This window comes from Streptomyces sp. NPDC094147 (genome assembly GCF_044764265.1).
Classification (GTDB): Bacteria; Actinomycetota; Actinomycetes; order Streptomycetales; family Streptomycetaceae; genus Streptomyces.
Genome location: NZ_JBIWHT010000004.1, coordinates 110,495 through 130,321, shown reverse-complemented (window position 1 = coordinate 130,321; position 19,827 = coordinate 110,495). Strand labels below are relative to the sequence as shown.

The window sequence follows — 19,827 nt, the reverse complement described above, 5'->3', positions numbered from 1 at the left end:
CTCCCGTCATGGACTTCGCATTCGACGCCCGCACCGAAGAACTGCGGACCAGGCTCCTCGCCTTCATGGACGACTACGTCCACCCCGCCGAGGCCACCGCCCACGAGCAGCGCGCACGGCTCGCATCCCCCTGGGACACCCCGCAGGTGGTGGCGGACCTCAAGGCGGAGGCACGCAGGCAGGGCCTGTGGAACCTGTTCCTGCCGGACGCGGAGTACGGCGCCGGCCTCACCAACCTCCAGTACGCCCCGCTCGCCGAAATCACCGGCCGCTCCCCGCACTTGGCGCCGACGGCCCTGAACTGCGCGGCCCCGGACACCGGAAACATGGAGGTCCTGGCGCAGTTCGGCTCGGACGACCAGAAGAAGCAGTGGCTGGAGCCGCTGCTCGCCGGTGAGATCCGCTCGGCGTTCGCGATGACCGAGCCGGAGGTGGCCTCCTCCGACGCCACGAACATCGAGACCCGCATCGAGCGCGACGGCGACCAGTACGTCATCACGGGCCGCAAGTGGTACATCTCCGGGGCGATGAACCCCGACTGCAAGATCTTCATCGTGATGGGCAAGACGGATCCGGGCAACGCGGACGTGCGGCGCCAGCAGTCGATGGTCCTGGTCCCGCGCGACACCCCGGGCGTCGAAGTCCGCCGCGCCATGCAGGTGTACGGCTACGAGGACCACTCCCACGGCGGTCACGCCGAGGTCGTCTTCCACGGCGCCCGGGTGCCCGCGGGCCATCTGGTCGGCGAGGCGGGCGGCGGCTTCGCCATCGCCCAGGCCCGGCTCGGCCCCGGCCGGATCCACCACTGCATGCGGCTGATCGGCATGGCCGAGCGGGCGATCGAGCTGATGTGCCGCCGGGCCGTGTCCCGTACGGCCTTCGGCAGGCCCATCGCCCAGCAGGGCGTGGTCCAGGAGTGGATCGCGGACGCCCGCGTGGCGGTCGAGCAGCTGCGACTGCTCGTCCTGAAAACAGCGTGGCTCATGGACACGGTGGGCAACCGCGGGGCCCACACCGAGATCCAGGCCATCAAGATCGCCACCCCGCGCACGGTCGTCGACATCATCGACAAGGCGGTCCAGCTGCACGGCGCGGCGGGCGTGAGCCAGGACACCCCACTGGCCGAACTGTGGGCCGCCGCAAGGACGTTGAAGCTCGCGGACGGCCCGGACGAGGTGCACCAGCGGTCGTTGGCACGCCGGGAACTGAAGAGGTACGTCTAGCAGGGGCCGGCGAGGAAGGCCCCCCGCGGGGTCCGGGGCGCAGCCCCGTGAGGGGGCCGGGGGGCGAAAGCCCCCGGCCCCAACCTTCCAAGAAGCCGCTACGGCCGCAGCGCACGCAGCAGCAGGTCCGCCAAGTGGTCCGCGACCTGCTGCTGGGTCAGCGGGCCACCCGGGCGGTACCACGTCGACAGGTGGTGCACGGAGCCGAAGTGGTAGTCGACCACCAGATCGGCCGGCGTGGCGGTGGAGAACACCCCGGCCGCCTGCCCCTCCTCGATGAGCGCCCGGAACCGCTCGTGGTACCGGCGCCGCTCCGCACGGACCTGCTTGTTCTTCTCCGGGCTGAGGTGATGCATGGACCGGAAGAAGATTGCCGCGTCGTCCAGATTGTCGATGGTGGTCACCACCACGTCCGCGGCCGCCTCGCGCAGCCGCCGCTCCACCGGCTCGTCCGCGTCGGCGAACGCGTCGAGCCGTTCCTGCTGGAGGCGCAGCACCCGCGCGTACACCTCCTGGAGGAGGTCCTCCTTGGAGCCGAAGTAGTGGTAGAGCGCCCCCTTGGTGACACCCGCCGCCTCGACGATCTCCTGTACGGAGGTCCGGTCGTATCCGTTCTCCGCGAAGAGGCGGGTGGCGGCGGCGAGCAGCCGCTGGGGGACGGGGGTGGTGCCGTTTCCGTCCGTCGCCTTGGCCATCGCCGCCACCTTTCTCATACGTGCGCCACGTGCCGCGCACACCGTGCTGTGCTGGTCGTTCCTGCCGGTCAGCGCCCCTGTGAGCGCAGTTCCCGCCTGAGGATCTTCCCACTCGTGGTCTTGGGAAGCTCGGGCAGGATCTCCACCTCGCGCGGGTACTTGTAGGCGGCGAGCCGCTCCTTGCAGTACGCGGCGAGTTCGGCCGGGCCGGTTTCGGCGCCAGGGCGCAGGCTGACGTACGCCTTGACGCTCTCTCCCCGGTAGGCGTCGGGGATGCCCACGACGGCCGCCTCGCGGACCGCCGGGTGGGTGTACAGGACGTCCTCGACCTCGCGCGGCCAGACCTTGAACCCGGACGCGTTGATCATGTCCTTCATCCGGTCGACCACGTAGAGCCAGCCGTCCCGGTCCATGAAGCCGATGTCGCCGGTGCGCAGTTCGCCGTCGGGGAACGCCTCGGCGGTGGCCTCGGGGCGGCGCCAGTAGCCGGGCACGACCTGGGGCCCGCGCACCACGATCTCGCCCTGCTCGCCGAAGGGCACCTCCTCGCCCGCGGGACCGACGATCCGTACCACCGTCTCGGGCCCGGGTACTCCGACGGAGAGCGTGCCGGAGACCGGGTCGACGGGCGCCTCCCTCTCGGGCGGCACCGAGGCACAGGGGGCGGTGCACTCGGTCAGTCCGTAGCCGTTGCGGATGTACGGTCCGAAGCCCTCGCGGAACTTCTCGACCAGCGCGGGCGGCAGCGGGGCGCCGCCCGAGGAGATCACCTCGAAGGAGGCGAAGTGCTCCCGGGTGACGCCGGGGGTGGCCGCGAGCGCCATGAAGGCCGTGGAGGGGCCGACCGTGTAGGCGGGGCGGTGCTCGGCGAAGGCGTCGAGGACGACGCCCGGGTGGAAGCGGTAGGCCAGGACCAGGGTGCCCGCGTTGGCGACACAGGCGGCGAGTTCGCAGACCATGCCGGTGATGTGGAAGAGCGGCGCGAGCGCGAAGTAGCCCGAGCCCTCGGCTATCGGATGTCCGGTGCGCTGCCTCTCCGCGTTGTAGGTGATGCCGCGATGGGTGTTCATCGCGCCTTTGGGGGTCCCGCTGGTGCCGGAGGTGTAACTGATCAACGCCGTGTCGTGGGCCGAGAGTTCCCGCCCCGAGGGGGCCCTCAGACCTTGCCGGGCGACGGCGACGAGGTCGTCGGTGTCGGCGGGGCGCGGCAGCCGCTCGAAGCCGAGGACCCGTTCGTCGTTCCGCGTCTGGAGGTCGAGTTCGCAGGCGGTCAGCGCGATGCGTACCGGGGAGCCGGCCGCGGTGTCGCGCAGGTACTCCTCCCAGGCCCGGTCGGAGCAGATCAGCGCGGCGGCCTCGGAGTCCTTCAGTACGTGGGCGACTTCGGCCGACTTGTACATCGGGTTGAGCGGGACGACGGTGGCCCCGGCCTTCCAGGCGCCGAGCAGGGCGATCACGAAGTGCGGGGTGTTCTGGAGCATCAGCGCGACGCGGTCGCCGCGGACCAGGCCCCGGGCGGCGAGGTGACCGGCCACGGAGTCGGAGAGGACGTCCGTCTCGCGGTAGCTGAGCCGCCCGTCGAAGTAGGCGAGCGCGGTCCGGTCGGGCGCCCGCTCGACGGCCGCCCGGAAGGAGTGCAGCACGGTCTCGGGCGGGCCGATCGGAGCCCGCTGGGCCTCGCTGAGCTGGGCGAGCCAGGGCTTCGCCGCGTAGATCGAGGTCATTCGGCGTCCGCCTCCCACTTCTGCTGGAGGTGGTTCATGCCGGCCAGCCAGCGGTCGGGGGTGGCCGCGCGGGCGGTGGAGTAGTCGGCGACCTCGGGGTGGGGCAGCACCAGGAAGCGGCCGTCGGCCATCGCCGCGAAGAGCGCGTCGGCCACCGCGTCCGGCTCGATCGCGGTGGGCTTGAGCACGAGGTCGCCGGCCGATCCGGTGGCGGCCAGCATGTCGGTGCGCACCCCCTGCGGGCAGATGGCGTGGACCCGGATGCCGCGGTGGCGGTAGGTCAGCGACAGCCATTCGGCGAAGGCGAGCGCGCCGTGCTTGGTGACGCTGTACGGGGCCGCTCCGATCATGGTGAGCAGGCCGGCCGCCGACACGGTGGACACGAAGCGGCCGCTGCCGCGCTCCAGCCAGTCGGGCAGCAGCTCGCGGGCGGCCCGCACATGCGCCATCACATTGACGTCCCAGGCCGCGGCCCACACGTCCTCGGGCGCGGCCTGCGAACCGCCGGAGCCCAGGCCCGCGTTGGCGCAGTAGACGTCGATGCTCCCGCCGAGCGCCTCGCGGGCCGGTGCGACGACGGTCGACGCGTCGCCCGGCACGGCGATGGCGCCGATCTCCTCGGCGGTCCTGCGGGCCTTGTCCGCGTCCAGGTCGTTGACGACGACGCGGGCACCCTCGGCCGCGAATCTGCGGGCGAGGGCGGCGCCGATGCCGCCGCCCGCGCCGGTGACCACCACTGCGGCGCCCTGGAATCCCTGGACCGTACTCATCGAGACCCGCCTCTCTGCGTGCCGAATGCTACGGCAGACTAACCAGTCGGTATGTCGCGAGGGAAGGGGCCCGCCCCGGGCCCGCGCCCCAGCCCCCACCTTTCGGCCCGCGGACCGCGCGTGGCCGCTCGCGCAGTTCCCCGCGCCCCCGGCGGGGCGCGGCCCAAGGCACACCCGGCCGCCTCGTTCCCCGCAGGCCCTCCGCCCGCTAGCGTGCGTGGCCATGACAGCCGGTACGAACGCGGAGGTGTGCGGATGAGCCTGTCCAGACGAGGCCTGCTCGCGGGCACGGTCGCGGCCGGAGCGCTGGCCTCCGCTCCTCCGGCACATGCCGACGACGACCGGAGGCATCCGCTCCGCACCGGCTTCGACCGGCTCGCGGCCGACGGCTACGCCGTCCTGTCCGGCCAGAGGGTCGGGGTGGTCACCAACCCGACCGGGGTGACACCGGACGTACGCCACATCGTGGACGTCATGCACGCCGACCACCGGGTGAACCTGGTGGCCGTCTTCGGCCCCGAGCACGGCTTCCGCGGCACGGCCCAGGCGGGCGGCTCGGAGGGCCGCTCCGTCGATCCGGCGACCGGCCTTCCGGTGTACGACACGTACACGAAGAGCGGGCAGCCCCTCGCCGACATCTTCACCGCGTCGGGCGTGGACACGGTGGTCTTCGACATCCAGGACGTGGGCGCGCGCTTCTACACCTACATCTGGACCCTGTACGACTGCATGGAGGCGGCGGCGCTCGCGGGCAAGCGGTTCGTCGTCCTGGACCGGCCCAATCCGGTGACCGGGCGGGCGGCGTACGGCCCCGTGCTCGACCCGGCGTTCGCGACCTTCGTCGGGCGGCAGCCGATCGCCCAGGCGCACGGGATGACGGCGGCCGAGCTCGCCGGGCTCTTCAACGCCCAATTCCTGGGCGGAAAGGCCGAGTTGACGACGGTGCGCATGACGGGGTGGCGGCGCTCCGACTTCTTCGACGCCACCGGGCTGCCGTGGGTGCCGCCGAGCCCGAACATGCCGACGCCGGACACGGCTCTGGTGTACTCGGGCAGCTGCCTGTTCGAGGGCACGAACCTTTCGGAGGGGCGGGGCACGACGCGGCCGTTCGAACTGCTCGGCGCCGAGGGCATCGACGGCCGGTGGGCGGCCGCGCTCAATGAACTCGCCCCGGCCGGCGTCCGGTTCCGCGAGGCGTACTTCGCGCCGGCGTTCTCCAAGTTCCAGGGGAAGACCGTCGGCGGGGTCCAACTGCACGTCCACGACCGGGAGCCCTACGATCCGGTGCGCACCGGGATCATGCTCCTGGTGACCGCCAAGCAGGTGTGGAGCGGTTTCGCCTGGCGTCCGGACCACTGGATCGACAAGCTCACGGGTTCGGCGCTGGTACGGACGATGATCGACGCGGGCGCCACGACCGACGAGGTGGTGGCCGCCTGGCAGCCCGGCCTGACGACGTTCCGCACGGTGCGCCGGGAGCATCTGCTGTACGGCTGAGGCGGACCGCCGGACGACCGCGGCAGAGCGGCTCCGGTCTTCTCCGTCACGCGTATGGCCGGCTCCCACGGTCCGGCGGGACGATGGGCTCGCTCATCGTCGAGCGGACCGGAGGTCGGGCCATGGCGGACATCGGTGTCGAGCCGTACCAGGAGATCACATTCGACGCGGACGGCGACCCCGATCCCGCACAGCGGGCGGCCCTGATGGGGGTCCGGGCGACGGACCTGGTGATGTTCGCGCACGGCTGGAACAACACCCCCACGGATGCCAGGAACCTGTTCCGCGGCTTCTACGCGGCGTTCCCGGGGCTGCTCGCGAACGCGCCGGGGGTACGGCTGGGATACGGGGGCGTGATCTGGCCGTCGATCCGCTTCACGGACGAGACCATCCCGACCTTTCCGCACACCACCGTGGCCGCCGCGGGCCCCGGCCTGGACGGCGCGACCGTGGACGCGCTCAAGGGGGTCTTCCCCGGGCAGGGGCCGGCCCTCGACCGGATCGCCGCGCTGCTGTCCCAACAGCCGGACTCCGAGGAGGCGTTGAACGAGTTCGGGCGGCTGACCCGGCAGCTGGTGACGGCCTCCGGCGGCGGGTCCGGGGCCGTCGGGGACCTGACGGCGGAAGACGCCCCCGGCGCCTCGCCGACGCTGCTGACGGACGACACCCTGGGTCTGTGCCAGCAGTTCACGGACGCGCTGGCCGACACCGGGACGGCGGCACAGCCGGGGCCGCCCGGTCCCGCGTTCTCCATCGGCGGCTCCCTCAAGCACCTGTGGAACGGCGCGAAGGAGCTCCTGCGGCAGACGACGTACTACGAGATGAAACGCCGGGCCGGAAAGGTCGGACAGCTCGGGCTGGGCCCGCTGATCGGTCAACTGGCCGCTGCACAGCCCCAGTTGAGGATCCACCTCGTCGGACACAGCCAGGGCGCACGGCTGGTCGCCTTCGCGTTGAAGGGGCTGCCCGCCTCGGCGCGCGCGGTGAAGTCGGTGACGCTGCTCGAAGGGGCCTTCTCGCACTACGCCTTCGCCGAACGGCTGCCGGACGGCCTCACGGGCGCGGGCGCGCTGTGCGACGCCCAGCAGCGGGTCGACGGCCCGGTCGTGTCCTGCTACTCGCGTTTCGACACCGCGCTGGGCGTCTTCTACCCGCTGGCGTCGGCGCTGTCCGGGGACTGCGCGAGCGAACTCCCCGGCCTCGAAAGGCGCTGGTGGGCGATCGGCCACGACGGGATCCAGGCCGTCACCCCGTGCACCACGCTGACGCTGGACGAGGCGCTGCGCGACGGGGTTCCGGACTCCGGCTGCGTCAGCGTCGACGCGTCGTCGGTGGTGAAGGACGGCGGGCCGCCGGCCGGCGCGCACAGCGACATCTGCCATGAGCAGCTGGCGCGGGTGGTACTGGCCGCGGGCCGGATCGGCAGGGTCTGACCCGCGGCCGTTCACCGCCAGAAGGTGTCCGATGACCACGGACCGGGGCGCCCCGGTCCACCGGACACCCCCTAGCGGTGGCTCGGGAACTCGACGACCTGCTGGTAGGTCGGCCGGTTCTGCCAGTTGATCGGGGACTGGGTGATGCCGCCGAGCGGGCGCTGCACGATGGTGTCGGCGCACCACTGGTCTCCGGCCCGGCAGCCTCCGTCGCCGGGGTAGACCTGGGCCGGGGTCTTCGCGGCGGCCTGCTTGAGCGTGCCGAGCAGGCTGTCCCGGCAGGCGGCCAGGCTGCCGCCTCCGCAGTAGGCGCGGGCCAGCGGACCCTGCACCGGCCGGCCGAGGACCGTACGCAGATCCTTGTCGACATAGCTCCACCAGCCGTACTGGAAGGCGGAACCGGCGTGCGCCCCGGTCGGGCCGTGTCCGGCCGAGGGGGATTCGTCGGTGCTCAGATTGGCGGTGAGGGCGTTGTAGAGCGGGTCGCCGAGTCCGGGCCTGAACTCGTCCTCAACGAGCAGCGGCCACCAGGCGTCCATGAGCCGCACCGCGTCGGGGTGGGTGTAGGTGTGCGAGCCCCGGGCGCTCTCGCGACGCTGGGCGCCGTCCGCCTTCCAAGACTCCAACTGCTCTACGGCCGCCTCCAGTTGGGGGTCGGCGACGGGCGCGCTGCGCAGGACCTTCAGGACATCGGGCAGGACGTCCTCGCCGCGCAGATCGGTGACGGCGGCCTGGGCCATGGCCCGGGTGAGCGAGGCGCGGGTCACGCCGCCCTGGGCGACCAGTGCCTTCACCCGGTCGTCCAGGAGGTTGGCGCGGTGCACCGAGCCGTCGCCGAATCCGGCCGCCGAGTAGTCCTTGGCCTGCTTGTTGTTCCAGGAGACGTAGTAGTCCTGGCCGGTCGACTGCGGGTGCTGGGCGGGCGGGGTGTAGCTCGCGGTGTTGTACGCGGGGTCGAAGCCCTGCCACTCGTAGGCCCGGTCCGCCTTGACGGGCAGGGCGGGGTCGACGTTCGGGTTGCGGACCGGGTTCAGGCCGCTGTTGTAGTAGGCGGCGGTACGGGAGTCGGCGTAGAACCAGTTGAAGGCGTAGTCGATGGACTGGGCCGCCTGCTGGAAGGACCGGGCGTCCTTGACGTAGGACGGGTCGTTGAACATCTGGAAGCCGATGATCGAATCGGCCTCGTGGCGGTAGGTGGAGCGCAGCGAGGTGTAGGCGACGGGCTTGCCGCCGACGGTGGCGCGGGCGGTGACGATGCCGTAGTCGGTGCGCCAGACCTGCATCCGGTAGGAACCGGCCGCGGTGGTGTCGGCGACCGTCGGCTGCCAGGAGTTGGTCCTCTCCAGCTTCTCCATGGGGGTGCACACGCCCCGGTAGAGGTAGTGGCTGGCGTCCTGGCACAGCTCCACCGCGTAGGTGTCGGTGATGTCCTGGCCGGCCGAGGTGGCGGACCAGGCGTAGTCCTGGCCGCGGCCGAGCTGGACGTACATCCCGACGCCGGCGAAGGAGGCGCCGCGGGCGCTGATGCCGGGGCCCTGGATCTCCTGGAGCATCAGCAACTGCGGTGCGAAATAACCGGTTTGGGGCCCGAACACCGCTACCGGGTTGCCGCTGGCGGTGTGTGAGCCGGACACCAGGAGGGCGTTGGACATGCCGCGCGGCTTGCCGATGTCGAAGCCGGGCAGCACACCGTTGTCGTACACGCCCTTCAACTGCTTGAGCTGCTGGGGAACTGTCACGCTCGCCTTGGCACGGGTGTTCGCCGAGCCCGTACGGTCGTAGACGAGCTGCTCGGGGATGACCGAGCCGGGGTCGGGCAGCGCGGTGCCCCGGGCGTTGGCCGGCTTGCCGGCGTAGGGGAAGCTCGTGCCGTCGTGGACGGTGAGCGCGGCCTCGGGGTCGTTGCGCTCGCGGAAGGACTCCCAGACCTTGGTGCCCTCGGCGACGCCGTACTTGGCCTGGGCCGCCTGGAGGGAGAGCGCGGCCTGCACCTCGCCCCCACCGCCCCCGCCGAAGAGCCCGCCGACCACCGAGGCCAGCGCGATCAGATCGGTGACCTTGAAGGGCTGGATCTCGCCCACGTTCGTAATGGCGTCGATCTTGCCGGTGAGGACGTACTCGCCGGGGAAGTAGCGGCCGTCCTTGGACTGCTTGGCATAGGCGTTGATGCCGTCGACATAGGCCTGCGCGTCGGCCATGGCCTGCTCGCCGCGGGGGCCCTTGGTGGCGCGGATGCGGTCGACCTGCGACTGGAGGTCGGCCTCGGTGTACGGGGCCTGCGGCCAGAACTCCTGCTCAAGGCCCTGGTTGGCGAGGGCGCCGCCCGCGAAGGAGGTGAGCTCGCCGCGACCGATGTGCCTGAAGAGGTCCATGAGCCAGAGCCGGTCCTGACCGGCCGCGTACCCGGCGCCGTATTCGGTTCCGTACCGCGTGGTGCCCTTGATGTGCGGTACGCCGGTCGCCCTGTCGCGGGTGATGGTGACGTCCGGGCGGGGTGAACTGGTCGACTCCGCCTGCCCGTTCGGCACGCCGAAGGAGGCGTCGTCGAAGAAGCTGTTGAGCTTGTCGTCGGTGAGCGAGGACTGCCCGGCCACCAGGGCGTCGTACTTGCCGAGCTGGTCGTCGCTGTGCGCGGGGTGGGTCCCGAACGCCTTGTTGCCGAGGATCTCCACGAGGGTGGCGTTGCCGTTGGCGCCGGGCGGCAGGATGTCGGAGCACTGCCCCTGGCAGTGGTCGCCGTCCGTGGCTTCGGCGGGGGCGGCGGCGCCGGCCGGGATCGCGGGGCCGAGCAGCGCGGCGGCGAGAGCGAGGACGGTGGCGGCGGTGGCGGCAGCCCTGCCCCGCCCAAGGCCCTTGATGAGCGGGAGTGTTCGGGGTTTCCTGCTGCTGGATCTGAGGCTTGCGGTGCGTCGTCGCATGCGAGCTCCTAGTGGGGGGCCGATGCGCGGAGGCTACTCAGGGGTACGGCACAACGTAAGGTGAACATGCGTCACCTTTTCCGAATCGCCACACGCCCGCCCGACCGGCTCCGCGATCACCGTCGCGCCCGCACCCTTTTCGGCCTCGGCCGACGCGAGTAATTCTTCCGGGCCCCGCAGGGATATGTGGTGCGGGCCAATACCGCTCGTGCCCGTGGTGACCGAGTGGCCATGGGAACAAGACCGGTTGAAGAGGTTCCGGATGTGTCGAGCGATCGGATCCCGCCGTGGCCCCAGCACGGCGCTTTCCCCCTCCCCCGCCCGGACCTCGGGCCGTTCCGGCAGGTGGGCGGGGAGGCGGAGCCATTTGGGCCAGCTCCTGAGGAGTTCATGAGAATCGGATTCCCGGGGACCGGACAGGGTAGGCGAATCCCCCGTAATGGACGCCATCGGAATTTCGATGGAGCCGGATGGGCTTCCGGTACGTCCATTCCTCGACGCCGAAGTACGAGCGACGGAGGTGGCAGGGCCATGGCTGGTTTCCGCAGTCTGGCGAGACAGGTGCGCGACCCGGGGAACGATCTCGCGTTGCGGCGGTACTCGCTGCGCAAGTGCCTGGAGCGGTTTGCCCCTTATGGGCACCGGGCGACCTGGGACCATCTGTGCGGCAGGCACCGCATCGGGCCCGAGGACCGGGCACCCGATCCGGCACGGCTGGTGGCCGCACTGGACGAGTTGGAGGCGGCCAGGGCCGTCTGGCTCGCCTACGAAGTGGAGTTCGCCCAGCGCAGGAAGCGCGAGAAGCACGAGGGGCTGCGGCGGCCGGGCTCCTTCGACGACTGGCACCGGCGCACCTGGGGCGGTTTCGGGGTGGCGTGGTGCGACGATCCGGCGGTGCATCCGGACGGACCGATGGCCGAGGTGCTCGGCCGTATGATCTCGGCCCTGAGGGGGGCGCCCGGGACGGTCTGCCCGGCGTGCGGAGGGAGCCTGCTGGTGTGGAAGCAGGACCTGGCCCATGAACCGTGGTTCGGACCGGTCTGCTCGGGGTGCGGGATCCTGGTGCCGCAGCCGGTACTGACCTCCGAGTCGCTGGCCCGTGCCAAGGCGGTACGGCGCGGAGAGCTCGCATCGGTCGCGTGAGCGGCGCGGGGGCGAGCCGGCTCACCCCCGCGTTGTCAGTGCCGCCGCCCGGCGGGGCCGTCAGCCCTTGCGTTCCCCCAGGAGGCGGGAGCCCGTCAGGCTGGTGCCGAACACGTCGTCCGGGTTGGACAGGACGCAGGTGTTCAGCGACAGACAGCCGCAGCCGATGCAGTCCGTGAGGTGGTCTCGCAGGCGGCTCAACTGCGCGATCCGCTGGTCGAGTTCGGCGCGCCAGTTCTCCGAGAGGCGGGCCCAGTCCTCCCGCGTCGGGGTGCGCTCCTCGGGGAGTTCGGCCAAGGCGTCGCGGATCGTGGCCAGCGGAATGCCGACGCGCTGCGCGGCCCGTACGAAGGCGACGCGGCGCAGGGTGTCGCGGCAGTAGCGGCGCTGGTTGCCCGCGGTCCGGCGGCTGGTGATCAGACCCTTGGACTCGTAGAAGTGCAGGGCGGACACGGCGGCCCCGCTGCGCGCGGACAGCTGGCCGACCGTGAGTTCGTGGATCTTCTCTGGAATCTGCGGCACTCCTCGAACCCTACTGGGCCCCGGCCGGTACGTCGTTGACAGGACCGGCGCCCCCAACCATGCTGGCCTCGCTGAGCAAGCGCTTGTACATGACCGCGAGAGCGTCGCGAGAGGCAGGGATCAAGGACATGGCAGAGCCGAGGATCTTCACGTCCGCCGAAGAGCTGAAGTCCGGTGTGGGCGAGCAGCTCGGGCACAGCGACTGGCTGGAGATCGACCAGAAGCGGATCGATCTGTTCGCCGACGCCACCGGCGACCACCAGTGGATCCACGTCGATCCCGAGCGGGCCGCGGCCGGCCCCTTCGGAACGACCATCGCGCACGGCTATCTCACCCTGTCGCTGCTGCCGGCGCTGGTACCGCAGGTCCTGCGCGTCGAGGACATGAAGATGGGCATCAACTACGGCACCGACAAGGTGCGCTTCCCCGCCCCCGTGCCGGTCGGCTCGCGGCTGCGCGCCACCGCGGTGCTGACGGAGGTCGTGGAGGCGGGCGGCGGCGTCCAGGTCACCGCGAAGGTCACCGTCGAACGCGAGGGCGGCGACAAGCCGGTCTGCGTGGCGGAGTCGGTCTCCCGCTACTTCTTCTGAGCCCCCACCATCCGCAGCACGAGGTCGGCGTAGAGCGCGCCGACCTCGTCCGGCGTCCGGCGCCCCTGGGTGTTGAACCAGCGCGCCACGTCGATGCAGAGCGAGAGCACGGCCAGCGTGGTGCCCGGCACGTCCGGGACGTCGAACTCCCCCGTCGCCACCCCGTCGTTGAGGATGCGGCGCACCGCGGCGTCGCTGCGCCTGCGCAGTTCCACGATCTCGGCGCGGTGCTCGTCGCCGAGCGCGTCGAGTTCGTACTGGACCACGCGGGCCGTCATGTGGTGCCCGGCGTGCCAGCGGACGAAGGAGCGCACCGCGTCGGAGAGCCGCTCGACGGCGGTGCCTTCGCCGTTCGCCGCGGACTCCAGGATCTCCAGGGCCTTGTCGTGGCCGATCCTGCTGATCCGGTGGAGCAGCTCTTCCTTCGTCTTGTAGTGGATGTAGAGCGCGGCCGGGCTCATACCGGCCCGGCCCGCGATGTCACGGGTCGTGGTGGCGTGGTAGCCGCGCTCGGCGAAGGCCTCGACGGCGGCGACGAGCAGCCTCCTGGCGGCCTCGGGCGTGACCTCGCCCCACGGCTTCTCCTCGCCGCCGGCCGTCTCCTCAACCACGTCTGCCGTGCCCATCGCTCGCCCCTTCCGTCCGTCCGCGCTTCAGTTCAGCAGGACGAACACCATACCCCGAGGGTGAGCAAGCGCTTAGGGTGTCCGGTGGACGGCGATGGCGAGGATGTGGCGCGCGCCACACCCGTTCCCGTACTCAGTGCGTACTCAAGGCGGCCGAGGGGTCAGAAGGCCGAAACCCCGGTCTCCGCGCGGCCGATGATCAGCTTCTGGATCTGGCTGGTGCCTTCGTACAGGGTCATCACGCGGGCGTCCCGCAGCAGCTTCCCGACCGGGTACTCGTCGATGTAGCCGTAGCCGCCGAAGACCTGGAGGGCGTTGTTGGCGGCGCGCACCGCGGCCTCGGAGGCGAACAGCTTCGCCTTGGAGGCGGCGGTCGCGAACTCCTGGCCCCGGTCGACCAGATCGGCGACCCGCCAGGTCAGCAGCCGGGCCGCGTCCACGTCCACCGAGATGTCGCTGATCAGTTCCTGGACGAGCTGGTAGTGGGCGATCGACTTGCCGAACTGCTCGCGTTCACCGGCGTACTTGACGGCCGCGTCCAGGGCGGCCTGGGCGATGCCGACACAGCCGGCCGCGACCGACATCCGCCCCTTGGCGAGCGCCGACATCGCTATGGAGAAGCCCTTGCCCTCGGGGCCGAGCAGGGCGCCCGCCGGGACCCGTACGTCCTCCAGGACCAGCTCGGCGGTGGCCTGACCGCGCAGGCCGAGCTTGCCGTGGATGGCGCGGCGGGTCAGCCCGGGGGTGTCGGCGGGGACGAGGAACGCGGAGACGCCGCGATGGCCGGGGGCGTCGCCGGTGCGGGCGAAGAGCAGCACCACATCGGCCCACGTGCCGTTGGTGATGAACATCTTGGTGCCGTTGATCACGTACTCGTCGCCGTCCCGGACGGCCCGGGTGGACAGGTTCCCCGCGTCCGATCCGGTGCCCGGCTCGGTGAGGCCGAAGCAGCCGATGGCGTCGCCGGAGGTGAGCCGGGGCAGCCAGGCCCGCTTCTGCTCCTCGTCGCCCCAGGCCGCGATGGTCTTGGTGACCAGGCCGAGCGAGACCGAGACGATGCCGCGGACCGAGGAGTCGCCGCGGCCCAGCTCCTCGGTGACCAGGCAGTAGGCGAGGTGGTCGCCGCCGGAGCCGCCGTACTCCTCGGCGACGGTGAGCCCGAGGAAGCCGAGCGCGCCCAGCTTCTTCACAATCGACTTGTCGATGTTCTCGGAGCGGTCCCACTCGATGACGTGCGGGGTGATCTCGCGGTCCACGAACTCCTCGGCGAGCTGCCGCACCGCCGCCTGCTCCTCGCTCAGCTCCAGGTTCATCTTCCCTGCACCCCAGTTTTAATTACCACTGCTAGTTTTTGGTTGGCAGGCCCTACTATGTGCCGCATGGCCCGACCGCGCAAGCCCCTGCTGAGCACCGACCGCATCGTCTCGGCGGCGAGCGCGCTCGTGGACGCGGAGGGTCTCGCGGCGGTCTCGACCCGCCGGCTCGCCGCCGAACTGGGGGTCAGCGGCCCCTCGCTGTACAACCACTTCCGCACCAAGGACGCGATCCTTGAGGCCGTCGCTGACGCCACCTCCGCCCAGGTCGACCTGTCGATGTTCGACCCGGACGACGGCCGCGACTGGCGCACGTCGCTGCACGACTGGGCGGTCGCCTACCGCGCGGTCCTGACCCGCCACCCCCACATCGTTCCGGTCCTCGCCCAGGGCCCCGGCCGCCGCCCGGCCGGTCTGCGGCTCGCCGACGCGGTGTTCGGGGCGATGGTCGCGGCGGGCTGGCCGCCCGCCCAGGCGACCCGTATCGGCGCGCTGATGCGGTACTTCATCATGGGCTCGGCGCTCGGCTCGTTCGCGCGCGGCTTCGTGGCCGACGAGGCGGCGTACGACCCGGCGGACTATCCGCACCTGGGCCAGGCGCACCTCCTCGCCGAGCGTCAGCAGAAGATCGACGAGGGCGCCTTCGAGACGGGCCTGCGGGCCCTGCTCGACGGCCTGTCGATCCAGTACGAGGCGCTGGCCGGATGACCGGTACCGGTCGCAGTGACCGTTCGGCCGCCGCCGAACGGTGACCGCGCCATCCTGGACGGATGACACCCACCCAAGGAGCCGGTCTCGCCGCCCTGGCGGCGCTGCTCGCCGACGAGACCCGCGCCACCTTCTGCCTCGCCCTGCTCGACGGCCGGGCCTGGACGGCCGGTGAACTCGCCCGGCACGCCCGGGTCGCCCCGTCGACCGCCAGCGAACACCTCGGCAAGCTGATCGCGGGCGGGCTGCTCACCGAGGAGCGGCAGGGGCGGCACCGGTACGTGCGGCTCACCGACGAGCGGACCGCGCATCTCGTGGAGGAGCTCGCCTCGCACGTCACCCCGCTCGCGCCGGCGCCGCGCGGTCTGCGGGCCGCGAGCGCGAGCAGCGCGATGGCGCGGGGGCGCACCTGCTACGACCATCTCGCCGGGCGGATCGGGATCGCCATCACCGACGCCATGACCGCACGGGGACTGCTCAGCCAGGACACCGGCTTCGCGCTCACCGGTCAAGGGGTGTGCTGGTACGGCGAGTTGGGCATCGCCCTGGAGCGCAGGGGGAGGCGGCCGCTGGTGCGCGGCTGCCTGGACTGGACCGAGCGGCGGCAGCACCTGGCCGGGGTGGCGGGCGCGGCGCTGTGCGCGCACGCGCTGGATTCCGGCTGGTGCGTACGGATCGGCTCCGAGCGGGCGGTGAAGGTGACCGGGGCGGGCGAGCGGGCGCTTGCCGATGCGCTCGGCATCGACGCGGCCCGGCTCCGCTGAGCGGCCGGACCCGGGCGACGGAACCGGGCGGCGCGACCGGAGGCGCCCGGCGTCCGATAATTCGGCGAGCGCCGAACCGTACCCGGCCTACTGTCCTCGCATGACGAACTTCTCCCCCGACCGCCGCTCCGCCCGGCTCGCCATCGGCGCGGTGGCGGTCTCCGTCGTGCTGTGGGCCTCGGCCTTCGTGTCGATCCGCAGCGCCGGTGCCGCCTACTCCCCCGGCTCGCTCGCCCTCGGCCGTCTTCTCGCCGGGGCGCTGGTCCTCGGACTCTTCCTGCTCATACGCCGTGAGGGGCTGCCGCCGCGGGCCGCCTGGCCGGGCATCGTGGCTTCCGGCGTGCTGTGGTTCGCCTGCTACATGGTGGCCCTCAACTGGGGCGAGCAGCAGGTCGACGCCGGCACCGCCGCGATGATCGTGAACATCGGCCCGATCCTCATGGCCCTGCTCGCCTCGCGGTTCCTCGGCGAGGCGCTGCCGCCCCGGCTGATCGCCGGCATGGCCGTCTCGTTCGCGGGGGCGGTCACGGTGGGGCTCTCGATGTCGGGCGACGGCCACGCCTCGGTGCTCGGCGTGGCGCTGTGCCTGGTCGCGGCCGCGACGTATGCGGCCGGAGTCGTTCTGCAGAAGCCGGCGCTGCGGCACGGCAGCCCGCTCCAAGTCACCTTCTTCAGCTGCCTGGTGGGGGCGATCGCCTGCCTGCCGTTCAGCGGCCAGCTCGTCTCGGACGCCTCGCACGCGCCCGCTTCGGCGACCCTCAACATGGTCTACCTGGGCGTGTTCCCGACCGCGCTCGCCTTCACCACCTGGGCCTACGCGCTGGCCCGCACCTCGGCGAGCCGGATGGGCGCGACGACGTACGTGGTGCCCGCGATGGTCGTGCTGATGTCCTGGACGCTGCTCGACGAGGTGCCTGCCGCACTCACACTGGTGGGCGGCGCGATCTGCCTCGCGGGTGTGGCGGTGTCCCGCTCCCGCCCCCGGCGCGGTGCGTCGTCCGAGGGCGGGGGCGTCACCGTGGCGGCGGCGTCCCCGGCCGGCGCCGGGGGCGTGCCGCAGGAGACGGGCGAGCCCAGCTCCGGGGAGAAGGTGAACTGACCGCTCGGGGCGCGAAGCCCCCTCAGAAGACGACCAGCGCCCGGCCGCCCTTGCCCGCGATCATGTTGTCGAAGGCGGCCGGGATGCCGTCCAGGCCGATCCGCTCGGACACCATCGAGCCGAGGTCGAGGCGGCCGGAGCGGATGTGCCCGGCGAGGACCGGGAGGTCGGCCGCCGGGTCGGAGTTGCCGTACACGCAGCCCGCGAGCGTGCGGCCCCAGTGGAAGATCTCCAGCGCGTTGAAGGTGACCTGCTGGTCCTTGCCGCCGATGCCGACGACCGTGGTGCGCCCGCCGCGCCGGGTGGACTCCCAGGCGGTACGGATGGTGACCGCGCGGCCCACGCATTCGACGGCCACATCGGTGCCCTGACCGCCCGTGAGCCTGCGGATGTCCTTGGCGGTGGTCTCGGAGGCGATGACGAAGTCGGTGGCGCCCGCCTCGCGGGCCATCCCCTCCTTCTCCGCGGAGACATCGACCGCGATGATCTGCGCGGCGCCCGCGATCCGGGCCGACTGGAGGGTGGCCAGACCCACCCCGCCGACGCCGAACACCGCGACCGTCTCGCCCGGTTGGACCTTCGCCGAGTGGTGCACGGCCCCGTACCCCGTGAGGACCGCGCAGCCGAGCAGCGCGGCCTCGGTGAGCGGGATGCCCTCCGGGAGCGGCAGCAGGCAGTTCTCGGCGACGACGGTCTCCTCGGCGAACGCGGCGACGTTCAGGCCCGGGTGGAGCTCGGTGCCGTCGGCGGTGCGCGCGTACACCGAGGCCGCGCCGTTCAGCGCGTTGACGCAGAGCCACACCTCGCCGAGCGAGCAGGGGTGGCAACTGCCGCAGGACGGCGCCCAGTTGAGGACGACCTGAGCCCCGGGCGCGACCGAGGCGACGCCCTCGCCGACGGCGACCACCGTGCCCGCGCCCTCGTGGCCGAGGACGGCCGGCACCGGGACCCGCATGGTGCCGTTGGTGAGCGAGAGGTCGGAGTGGCAGACCCCGGCGGCGGCCAGGCGGACCCGCACCTGGCCGGGGCCCGGCTCGGGCAGGTCGATGTCGGTGATCTCCAGCGGAGAGCCGACGGCGGGCAGTACGGCGGCGCGAACCATGGCGTGCGTGACTCCTGAACGGTCGGAACGGATGAGGCGGCGGTACGGGACGGAAGGAGCGGCGGTCGGACGGGGAGGCTCGGTGGTCAGAACTGGAGCGACTTGGTCTGGAGGTACTCGGTCAGACCGTGCACACCGAGCTCCCGGCCCACCCCCGACTGCTTGTAACCGCCGAACGGGGCAAGGGGGTTGAAGCGTCCCCCGTTGATGTCGACCTGGCCGGTGTCCATGCGCCGCGCGAAGGCCACGGCCTCGGCCTCGTCGGCCGCCCAGACCCCGCCCGCGAGGCCGTACACCGTGCCGTTGGCGATCCGCAGGGCGTCGTCCTCGTCCTCGTACTTGATGACCGAGACGACCGGGCCGAAGATCTCCTCCTGGGCGATGGCCATCTCCGGGGTGACGTCCGCGAAGACGGTCGGCGCGACGTAGTAGCCCTGCTCCAGGGGTGCCTCGGCACCGCCCGCGACGAGCCGCGCGCCCTCCTGCACGCCCTTCTCGATGTAACCGCGCACCCGCGCCAGCTGCTTGGCATTGACGAGCGGGCCCACCCGGTCGCCTACGGTGTACTTGGCGGCGGCGGCCGCGGCCAGCTCGACGGCCTCCTCGTACCGGTCGGCGTGGACCAGCATCCGCGTCCACGCGCTGCACGTCTGGCCGGAGTTGCCCATGACGTTGGCCACGCCGACGTTGACGGCCTTGGCGAGGTCGGCGGAGGGCAGGATGACGTTGGCCGACTTGCCGCCCAGTTCCAGCGCGACCCGCTTGACGGCGGCCCCGGCCGTGGCGCCGATCTGCCTGCCGACGGCCGTCGAGCCGGTGAAGGAGACCAGGTCGACTCCGTCGTGCTCGGCGAGCGCCTGGCCTGCGACCGGGCCGAGGCCGGTGACCAGGTTGAACACACCGGCGGGCAGGCCGGCTTCGTGCACCGCCTCGGCGAAGAGCTGCGCGGTCAGGGGCGTGTCCTCCGCGGGCTTGAGGACGACCGTGCAGCCCGCCGCCAGTGCGGGTGCCACCTTGTTGACGATCTGGTGCAGCGGATAGTTCCAGGGCGTGATCGCCCCGACGACCCCGGCCGGCTCCTGGAAGACCGTGGAGTTCCCGATCTTCTCCTCGAAGCGGTACGAGGCGGCGAGTTCGGCGTACGAACCGGCGACCGCGATCGGCAACCCGGTCTGCACGGCCTGGGCGAACGGCAGCGGTGCGCCCAGTTCGGCGCTGATGGTCGCGGCGATCTCGTCCTTGCGGGCGGCCAGCCGGTCGCGCAGCGCGGCGAGCTTCGCGGCGCGCTCGGCCGGCGGGGTCACGGCCCAGGCCGGGAGTGCCGCGCGGGCGGCGCGCACCGCCGAGTCGACGTCCTCGGCGGTGCCGGCCGGAACATGGCCGATGACCTGCTCGTCGGCCGGGTTCACCACCGCGATGGTGTCCTGGCCTGCGGCGGGTCGCCACTCGCCGCCGATGTACATGCCTTCGTGGGCCTTCATCGCATTCCTCCCGGGCGGAGCCACTCTCGTCCGCCACTCAAACTAGCGTTGATAGTTTTTGAGCGCCAGGGGCGCCCTGCCGAACCGGGGCCCGGCCGCCGGTAATTCCCCAGTAACGCCATCCTCCTAGCCTGCGGCAGCAGTCCGCCACGCTCCCCCGCCCTCCCCCTGCTTTTCCGGCCAGGGCGGCGGACGACCCGTACCCGCCACAAGGACAAG

General features: G+C 71.9%; 17 protein-coding genes. 8 read left to right on the top strand and 9 right to left on the bottom strand.

From position 1 onward, the window contains the following. The first annotated feature begins 8 nt into the window (after positions 1-8). Positions 9-1,223 (top strand): acyl-CoA dehydrogenase family protein, encoded by a 1,215-nt coding sequence (locus tag ACIQ8J_RS09655; protein ID WP_403265770.1) that lies wholly within the window; start codon positions 9-11, stop codon positions 1,221-1,223. 98 nt (positions 1,224-1,321) lie between these two features. Here the strand turns inward: ACIQ8J_RS09655 and ACIQ8J_RS09650 are convergent, their stop codons facing one another. From ACIQ8J_RS09650 to ACIQ8J_RS09640, 3 genes are all read right to left on the bottom strand, one after another. Next, positions 1,322-1,918, bottom strand: coding sequence for a TetR/AcrR family transcriptional regulator (locus ACIQ8J_RS09650; protein WP_403265768.1), 597 nt, complete (start codon positions 1,916-1,918; stop codon positions 1,322-1,324). 68 nt (positions 1,919-1,986) lie between these two features. Beyond that, positions 1,987-3,642, bottom strand: coding sequence for a class I adenylate-forming enzyme family protein (locus tag ACIQ8J_RS09645; protein WP_403265766.1), 1,656 nt, complete (start codon positions 3,640-3,642; stop codon positions 1,987-1,989). Beyond that, on the bottom strand, positions 3,639-4,412 hold the full coding sequence (locus tag ACIQ8J_RS09640) for an SDR family oxidoreductase (RefSeq protein ID WP_403265763.1): 774 nt from the start codon (positions 4,410-4,412) through the stop codon (positions 3,639-3,641). Before ACIQ8J_RS09640 ends, ACIQ8J_RS09645 begins: the two co-directional genes overlap by 4 nt. A gap of 255 nt (positions 4,413-4,667) precedes the next feature. Here ACIQ8J_RS09640 and ACIQ8J_RS09635 point away from each other — a divergent pair, with 255 nt between their 5' ends. Both ACIQ8J_RS09635 and ACIQ8J_RS09630 read left to right on the top strand, forming a co-directional pair. After that, positions 4,668-5,909 carry an exo-beta-N-acetylmuramidase NamZ domain-containing protein gene (locus ACIQ8J_RS09635; RefSeq protein WP_403265761.1) on the top strand — a complete coding sequence of 414 codons (1,242 nt, stop codon included), beginning with the start codon at positions 4,668-4,670 and terminating at the stop codon, positions 5,907-5,909. 122 nt (positions 5,910-6,031) lie between these two features. After that, positions 6,032-7,342 (top strand): serine-threonine protein kinase, encoded by a 1,311-nt coding sequence (locus ACIQ8J_RS09630; RefSeq protein WP_403265759.1) that lies wholly within the window; start codon positions 6,032-6,034, stop codon positions 7,340-7,342. A 71-nt stretch (positions 7,343-7,413) separates the two neighbouring features. On the opposite strand, the gene ACIQ8J_RS09625 is transcribed toward ACIQ8J_RS09630, so the two are convergent. After that, on the bottom strand, positions 7,414-10,260 hold the full coding sequence (locus ACIQ8J_RS09625) for a penicillin acylase family protein (RefSeq protein WP_403265756.1): 2,847 nt from the start codon (positions 10,258-10,260) through the stop codon (positions 7,414-7,416). 531 nt (positions 10,261-10,791) lie between these two features. Between ACIQ8J_RS09625 and ACIQ8J_RS09620 the strand changes: the two genes are divergently transcribed. Then, on the top strand, positions 10,792-11,403 hold the full coding sequence (locus tag ACIQ8J_RS09620) for a hypothetical protein (RefSeq protein ID WP_403265752.1): 612 nt from the start codon (positions 10,792-10,794) through the stop codon (positions 11,401-11,403). A gap of 60 nt (positions 11,404-11,463) precedes the next feature. Here ACIQ8J_RS09620 and soxR read toward each other — a convergent pair whose 3' ends face one another. Continuing rightward, a complete protein-coding gene (gene soxR / locus ACIQ8J_RS09615) occupies positions 11,464-11,925 on the bottom strand; it encodes a redox-sensitive transcriptional activator SoxR (RefSeq protein WP_403265750.1) in 462 nt (153 codons plus the stop codon). A gap of 128 nt (positions 11,926-12,053) precedes the next feature. Here soxR and ACIQ8J_RS09610 point away from each other — a divergent pair, with 128 nt between their 5' ends. Further along, entirely contained in the window at positions 12,054-12,515 is a 462-nt protein-coding gene (locus ACIQ8J_RS09610; RefSeq protein WP_403265747.1) for a MaoC family dehydratase, read from the top strand. Here ACIQ8J_RS09610 and ACIQ8J_RS09605 read toward each other — a convergent pair. Beyond that, positions 12,503-13,141 (bottom strand): TetR/AcrR family transcriptional regulator, encoded by a 639-nt coding sequence (locus ACIQ8J_RS09605; RefSeq protein ID WP_403265744.1) that lies wholly within the window; start codon positions 13,139-13,141, stop codon positions 12,503-12,505. The two genes, ACIQ8J_RS09610 and ACIQ8J_RS09605, sit on opposite strands and share 13 nt — an antisense overlap. A gap of 161 nt (positions 13,142-13,302) precedes the next feature. Further along, positions 13,303-14,454 (bottom strand): acyl-CoA dehydrogenase family protein, encoded by a 1,152-nt coding sequence (locus ACIQ8J_RS09600; RefSeq protein ID WP_403265741.1) that lies wholly within the window; start codon positions 14,452-14,454, stop codon positions 13,303-13,305. A 66-nt stretch (positions 14,455-14,520) separates the two neighbouring features. On the opposite strand from ACIQ8J_RS09600, the gene ACIQ8J_RS09595 reads away from it, so the two are divergent. The 3 genes from ACIQ8J_RS09595 (at position 14,521) to ACIQ8J_RS09585 (ending at position 17,025) form a co-directional block, all read left to right on the top strand. Then, positions 14,521-15,162, top strand: a complete 642-nt coding sequence (locus ACIQ8J_RS09595) for a TetR/AcrR family transcriptional regulator (protein WP_403265739.1) — start codon at positions 14,521-14,523, stop codon at positions 15,160-15,162. Between the two features lie 62 nt (positions 15,163-15,224). Then, the gene (locus ACIQ8J_RS09590; RefSeq protein WP_403265736.1) at positions 15,225-15,926 is read left to right on the top strand and encodes an ArsR/SmtB family transcription factor; all 702 of its coding nucleotides are present in this window, start codon (positions 15,225-15,227) and stop codon (positions 15,924-15,926) included. A 100-nt stretch (positions 15,927-16,026) separates the two neighbouring features. Further along, entirely contained in the window at positions 16,027-17,025 is a 999-nt protein-coding gene (locus tag ACIQ8J_RS09585) for a DMT family transporter (protein ID WP_403265733.1), read from the top strand. 22 nt (positions 17,026-17,047) lie between these two features. Here the strand turns inward: ACIQ8J_RS09585 and ACIQ8J_RS09580 are convergent, their stop codons facing one another. Both ACIQ8J_RS09580 and ACIQ8J_RS09575 read right to left on the bottom strand, forming a co-directional pair. Further along, positions 17,048-18,127 carry a Zn-dependent alcohol dehydrogenase gene (locus ACIQ8J_RS09580; protein WP_403265731.1) on the bottom strand — a complete coding sequence of 360 codons (1,080 nt, stop codon included), beginning with the start codon at positions 18,125-18,127 and terminating at the stop codon, positions 17,048-17,050. Positions 18,128-18,213: 86 nt separating this feature from the next. Further along, positions 18,214-19,608, bottom strand: a complete 1,395-nt coding sequence (locus ACIQ8J_RS09575) for an aldehyde dehydrogenase family protein (RefSeq protein WP_403265728.1) — start codon at positions 19,606-19,608, stop codon at positions 18,214-18,216. Positions 19,609-19,827: the final 219 nt, after the last annotated feature.